Genomic DNA, 4,265 nt, shown 5'->3' on the forward strand with positions numbered 1-4,265 from the left:
TGCCCTCGGCGACCTGGCCACCCGCGACTACATCAGGGGCGAGCTGGAGCGTCTGAGCGTGACGAGCACCGAGGCGGCGTGCCCGGCGACGATGGGCGGCAGCGCCGCGAGCACGGCGCGGCGCGAGCGCTCCTGCAGGCCGAGCGCGACCGCGAACAGCCATCCCATGGCCGGGTTCAGGCCGTGGAAGGCGCCGAACCCGGCCAGGACGAGCCACTGGGTGAGTTCCATGGCCGCCGGCTGATCAGGGGTAGCAGAAGGAGTCGGAGGAGGAGTCGCCGCCCTGGAGCCGGACCTGGTGGGGCCTTCGCCCGTCCCCGGCGAAGTCGACGAGGAAGTCCGGGTCCACGGCGATCGACCCGTCGTCGGCGATGTCCACCTTGGCCAGCCAGCCGGAGATGCCGTCGGGGTAGAACACCTCGTCCCACGAGCGGTAGAGGGAGTTGGTGAAGTAGACCCGCCTGCCGTCCCTGCTCACCTCGACCATCTGCGGGCCGCCGTTCAGGGCCTTGCCGGGCGCGCTCGGGTGCGCGTCGCGGCGGACGATGCCGCCGATGCGGACCGACCCGGTCTGGCGGGGGTTCAGCGGATCGGAGACGTCGTACGCCAGCAACTCGCCGGTGCCCCAGGCGGAGACGAGCAGGATGCGGTCGTCCAGCGTCAGGGAGATGTCGCTGACCAGCGGCGGGACGGCGCCGAACTGCTTGAGCGGTTCGGGCAGCAGGGCGGGGTCGGCGGGCTCGGCCGGGATCGTGATCGTCTTCCTGGCCTTCCAGACGCCGTCGTCCAGATACCACGTGAAGATGTTCGCCGACAGGTCCTCGACGCTGATCACGGTGTTGACGAACCCGTACGTCTTGGTCGGGTCGTGGGCGGGGCGGAGCTCCAGGGCCATCTGGTGCTGGTCGCCGAGGTCGATCTCCTGCAGGTGGGTGCGCTTGCGCAGGTCCCAGACGTGCAGCCGGTGGCCGTACTCGCGGTTGACCAGCAGGTCCAGGTCGGGGCCCGCCTCGATCATGTTCGGGGTGCCCCACTCGCTGCTGATCATCGTGTCGCGCCCGAGATGCCACCAGAAGTCGTAGTGCAGCCGCTGCGGCCCCCGGTCGGCCTCCCACGGGCCGATCGGCTCGAAGGTGTCGTGGTCGAGCATGAACACCCCGCCCGGGGCGTCGCCTTCGACGTTCCCGAGGGCGCTGACGTAGATCGCGTCGGTCCCGCAGTGCACGGTGTGCGGGCGGCTGTACCCGGTGCGCTCGAACACGGTCTCCGGCTCGATGGTCTTGACAAGCTTGGGATGCGCGGGGTCGTCCTTGACGTCGAAGATGTAGATGCGGGACGACCGGAGTCCGGGGATGACGAGGTAGCGCCGCTCGACGTGCGGGTGCGGCGCGTACGGGCACAGCGCGGCGCTGCAGACGTTCCATCCGAAATGGTGGAGCTCGTCGCCGGGCACGGACATGTCGTGGACGTTCACCACGGTGCCGTAGCCGGGCGAGGCCGGATCGAGGTCGACCGTCGCGAGCCCGTCGGGCCGTCCCTCGCCCTCGGTGTCGAGGAGCGCGACGTACGCGAGCAGCTCACGGGGCGCGGCCATGGCTTCCCTGGCGGAAGGGTAGAACGTGGGATCGGGCTGGATGAGCAAGATGACCCCCTTCGGGCGAGACCAATAACCCATCAATCTTGTAGGGAAACCCGGTCTTGTCTAGGGGGCGGTTCCGTTTCGGGATGGTACGTCCGAAAAGTTCCTGGGCTTGAGGCGATGGTCACGCGGCGGGAACGGTTGGCAGTCGCTTGGGTGACGGCTCGGCCGGAAGCCGTGCGCGGTCCGTCGTAGGGGGTGACAACGAGGGAGGCCCCCGATGAAGTCACCGATCCTCGCCTGCGTCCTGGTGGCGCTCGTCCTGCTCGTCTCGGCGTGCGGCGCCACGTCCAACGAGACCGCCAAGGAGCACGAACCCTCCTACCCCTCCGGCGCCGAGCGCGCCACGACCGCACCCGACGACGCGTCCGGTGCGGCCACGTCGCGCGCGGCGCCGAGCCCGGCCCGCAGCCGGTCCGCCGACGAGATCTCCACCTTCGCCCTCGACGTCGACACCGCCTCCTACGGCTACGCGCGGGCCGGCCTCAAGCAGGGGCGGCTCCCCGACCCCGCGCGGGTGAGGCCGGAGGAGTTCGTGAACGCCTTCGAGCAGGGGTACGCCGAGCCGTCCGGTGACGGCTTCGCCGTCCAGCTCGACGGGGCCAGGGGCGCGGGGGACGGGTCCGCGCTGCTGAGGGTCGGGCTGCGGACCAGGGCCGCCGAGGCCGCCGCCCGCAGGCCCGCCAACCTCACGTTCGTGGTGGACGTGTCCGGCTCCATGGGCGAACCGGGACGGCTCGACCTCGTGCGGGGGGCCCTGCACACCCTGGTGGACCAGCTCGGGCCCGGCGACCAGGTGTCGATCGTCTCCTTCAGCGACCAGGCGCGGCTGCGCGTCTCCATGACCCCGGCGAGCCGGAGGGACGAGCTGCACGCGGCGGTCGACTCCCTCGGCACCGAGGGCTCCACCGACCTCGAAGCCGGGCTCGTCACCGGGTACGGGGAGGCGGCGCGGGCGTTCCGTGCGGTCGCGACGAACCGGGTCATACTGCTCTCCGACGGCCTGGCCAACACCGGGAACACCTCCTGGCAGGGCATCCTCGACCGGGTCGAGGAGCAGGCCGGGCACGGGATCACGCTGCTGTGCGTCGGCGTCGGGCGGGAGTACGGCGACGCGCTGATGGAGCAGCTCGCCGACAACGGCGACGGCGCGGCGGTCTACGTCAGCACGCCGGAGGAGGCGCGCGAGATCTTCGCGGAGCGGCTGCCGGCCGGCCTGGAGCTGCGGGCGCGTGACGCCAAGGCGCAGGTCGCGTTCAACCCTGCCACGGTCGGGTCCTACCGGCTCCTCGGGTACGAGAACCGCACGCTCGCCCAGCAGGACTTCCGCGACGACGCCAAGGACGGCGGCGAGGTGGGGCCGGGCCACTCGGTCACCGCGCTGTACGCGGTGCGGCTGCGGCCGGGGACCTCGGGGCAGGTCGCCATGGCGACGGTCCGCTGGCAGGACCCCGACACCCGGGAACCGGCCGAGACGAGCCGCGCGGTGGACACCTCGGAGCTGGCGGACGCCCTGTGGGAGGCCGCGCCGCCGCGGCTCCAGGTGGACGCGGTGGTCGCGGCCTTCGCCGAGCGGCTGAGGCACACCGACGACGAGCTGTTCACCGAGAGCCTCGACGGCCTGGCCGGTCACGCGTCGCGGCTGGCGGCGGCGACCGAGGACCCCATGGTCGCCGAGCTGGCGGAGCTGATCCGAACGGCCGGCTCACTGGACTGAGCCGGGGCTGTGGGTGCCGCCCGGCACGGCCGCCAAGCCGGGGTCAGCGGGACCCTGGGCGCCGGCCCGGGGGCGTCAGGACCGTCCGAGGATCGGGATGGCGGCCTTCCTGGCGTCGTCGCTGAAGTAGAAGTCGTACATCGCCTGGGCGAACTCGTCCTTCGCCAGATGCCGGTCGCCGTCGGTGTCCAGGAGGATGAACGCCTCGCGCGCCTCGGAGGTCTCCACCTCGTAGGCCGACCACAGGTGGAGATACTCCTCCATGCTGAGCTTCTGGTCGCCGTCGGCGTCGAGGGCGTCCCAGAGGGCGTCGGTGATGGGCCAGACGATGGCCACGATGAACGCGGTCCTGTCGAGCTTGGGGGACACGGTGTACTCGACGTACCTCTGGCGGCTGACGCGGCCCTGGTCGTCGGTGCCCACCTCGGCCACGATGTTCTCCCAGACCTGGGCGTAGGCCTCCCGCAGGTGGGCGCGGGCGGGGGCGTCGGCGGACAGGCCAAGGCGGTCGGCCAGCATGGGGCCGACGAGGCTCATGTCCTCCTCGTCGATGTAGCCGTCCTGGTTGACGTCGCTGGTGTCGAAGGCGGATCCGGCGTTGAGCTCCTGGGGGGTCGGTTGCATCTCGGCTCCTCACGGGGGGTGACTTTGGGTGACTAATCGTTACCCTGCGTGAGCATCGGTGTCAACGCGTACCCGGGAAACCCCGGCGGTTCGGCCCGACCGGCGATGTCCGATACACTGGCGTGGCACCGAAAGCGGGCAGATGTTCGCCCGTGGTGTGACCTGGGGCTATGGCGCAGCTGGTAGCGCGCCTCCATGGCATGGAGGAGGTCTGGGGTTCGAATCCCCATAGCTCCACACCGGGCCGTTCGTGAAGTGGCCTGATGCGCGTTGACGATCCCGTCC

General features: G+C 71.1%; 4 protein-coding genes and 1 tRNA gene. 2 read left to right on the forward strand and 3 right to left on the reverse strand.

Annotated elements, in window-relative coordinates:
- Positions 1 to 27: 27 nt before the first annotated feature.
- Together AB0B89_RS35180 and AB0B89_RS35185 are read right to left on the reverse strand one after the other, a co-directional pair.
- The gene (locus tag AB0B89_RS35180; RefSeq protein ID WP_358561744.1) at positions 28 to 231 is read right to left on the reverse strand and encodes a hypothetical protein; all 204 of its coding nucleotides are present in this window, start codon (positions 229 to 231) and stop codon (positions 28 to 30) included.
- A 13-nt stretch (positions 232 to 244) separates the two neighbouring features.
- The gene (locus tag AB0B89_RS35185; protein WP_358561735.1) at positions 245 to 1,642 is read right to left on the reverse strand and encodes a selenium-binding protein SBP56-related protein; all 1,398 of its coding nucleotides are present in this window, start codon (positions 1,640 to 1,642) and stop codon (positions 245 to 247) included.
- Between the two features lie 217 nt (positions 1,643 to 1,859).
- Between AB0B89_RS35185 and AB0B89_RS35190 the strand changes: the two genes are divergently transcribed.
- Entirely contained in the window at positions 1,860 to 3,356 is a 1,497-nt protein-coding gene (locus AB0B89_RS35190; protein ID WP_358561738.1) for a von Willebrand factor type A domain-containing protein, read from the forward strand.
- 75 nt (positions 3,357 to 3,431) lie between these two features.
- On the opposite strand, the gene AB0B89_RS35195 is transcribed toward AB0B89_RS35190, so the two are convergent.
- Positions 3,432 to 3,980 carry a hypothetical protein gene (locus tag AB0B89_RS35195; RefSeq protein ID WP_358561741.1) on the reverse strand — a complete coding sequence of 183 codons (549 nt, stop codon included), beginning with the start codon at positions 3,978 to 3,980 and terminating at the stop codon, positions 3,432 to 3,434.
- 164 nt (positions 3,981 to 4,144) lie between these two features.
- Between AB0B89_RS35195 and AB0B89_RS35200 the strand changes: the two genes are divergently transcribed.
- Positions 4,145 to 4,217, forward strand: a tRNA-Ala gene (locus tag AB0B89_RS35200).
- Positions 4,218 to 4,265: the final 48 nt, after the last annotated feature.

The sequence above is a fragment of the Sphaerisporangium sp. NPDC049002 genome, assembly GCF_040649355.1.
Lineage (GTDB): Bacteria > Actinomycetota > Actinomycetes > Streptosporangiales > Streptosporangiaceae > Sphaerisporangium.

Coding starts and splice junctions, on each gene's coding strand:
- AB0B89_RS35180 (WP_358561744.1), bottom strand. CDS start 231: ATGGAACTCACCCAGTGGCTCGTCCTGGCCGGGTTCGGCGCCTTCCAC.
- AB0B89_RS35190 (WP_358561738.1), top strand. CDS start 1,860: ATGAAGTCACCGATCCTCGCCTGCGTCCTGGTGGCGCTCGTCCTGCTC.
- AB0B89_RS35195 (WP_358561741.1), bottom strand. CDS start 3,980: ATGCAACCGACCCCCCAGGAGCTCAACGCCGGATCCGCCTTCGACACC.